Raw genomic sequence first — 1,420 nt, forward strand, 5'->3', positions numbered from 1 at the left:
GTTCAGAACGGCAGCTCGACGTCCGGCTTCGCGGCCGTCAGCACGCGGCGGAAGTCCGCCTGGATGCGCTCGAGCCCTTCCTTGGTCTCCGCTTCAAAGCGCAGCACGACCACCGGCGTCGTGTTCGACGAACGCGCGAGGCCGAAGCCGTCCGGGTACTCGACGCGCAGGCCGTCGATCGTCACGACTTCGTCGGCGCCGTCGAACTTCGCTTCCTTCTGCAGCTTCTCGATCAGGCGGAAGTTCTCGCCCTCCTCGAGCTTGAGTTGCAGTTCCGGCGTGCTCATCGCGTCCGGCAGCGCATTGAGCAGTGCGCTCGGATCGGCCGTCTTCGCGAGGATCTCGAGCAGGCGCGCGCCCGTGTAGAGACCGTCGTCGAAGCCGTACCAGCGATCCTTGAAGAACACGTGGCCGCTCATCTCGCCCGCGAGCGGTGCGCCCGTCTCGCGCAGCTTCGCCTTCACGAGCGAATGGCCCGTCTTCCACATCAGCGGCTCGCCGCCCTTCGCCTTCACCCACTGTGCGAGATGGCGCGTGCACTTCACGTCGTAGATGATCTGCGCGCCCGGGTTGCGCGACAGCACTTCTTCCGCGAACAGCATCAGCTGGCGGTCCGGGAAGATGATCTGGCCGTCCTTCGTGACGACGCCGAGGCGGTCGCCGTCGCCGTCGAACGCGAAGCCGAGTTCGGCGTCGGTGTCCTTCAGCGCCTGGATCACGTCCTGCAGGTTTTCCGGGTGTGCGGGATCGGGATGGTGATTCGGGAACGTGCCGTCGATGTCGGTGAAGCGCTCGACGAGTTCGCAGCCGAGCGCCTTGAACAGGCGCGTCGCGAGCGGGCCCGCGACGCCGTTGCCGGCGTCGACGACCAGCTTCAGCGGGCGCGCGAGCTTGATGTCGCCCACGATTCGCGCGATGTATTGATCAGCGACGTCGAACTGCTCGAACGCGCCGCTGCCCGTTTCGAACCGCTCGTCGACGATGCGGCGGTACAGCGCCTGGATCTGCTCGCCGTAGATCGCCGCGCCGCGCAGCACCATCTTGAAGCCGTTGTAGTCGGGCGGGTTGTGGCTGCCGGTGACGACGATGCACGAATCGACGCGGCGCTCGCCGCCCTTCAGCGCAAGCGGCACGCTCGCCGCGAAATAGCCGACCGGCGTGGGCACCATGCCGACGTCGACGACGTCGACGCCCGCCGCACGCAGGCCATCGGCGAGCGCGCCGACGAGCTCGGGCCCCGACAGGCGGCCGTCGCGCGCGACGACGACCGCGTCGCCGCCCTGGGCGCGCACTTCGCTGCCGAATGCCCGGCCGATCGCGCGCGCCGTGTCGGCGTCGAGCGTCTTGCCGACCACACCGCGAATGTCATATGCCTTGAAGATGGATTGGGAGATCATCGATTCTCTCTGGGTTGCGTGCA

The 1,420-nt window shown here is 67.5% G+C and carries 1 protein-coding gene; it reads right to left on the bottom strand.

Annotation, left to right across the window (positions count from 1 at the left end):
• Nucleotides 1-2 precede the first annotated feature (2 nt).
• Nucleotides 3-1,397 (bottom strand): phosphomannomutase/phosphoglucomutase, encoded by a 1,395-nt coding sequence (locus DIE16_RS36225; RefSeq protein ID WP_124894420.1) that lies wholly within the window; start codon nucleotides 1,395-1,397, stop codon nucleotides 3-5.
• Nucleotides 1,398-1,420 lie beyond the last annotated feature (23 nt).

The organism is Burkholderia sp. Bp9090 (assembly GCF_003857985.1).
Taxonomy (GTDB): domain Bacteria; phylum Pseudomonadota; class Gammaproteobacteria; order Burkholderiales; family Burkholderiaceae; genus Burkholderia.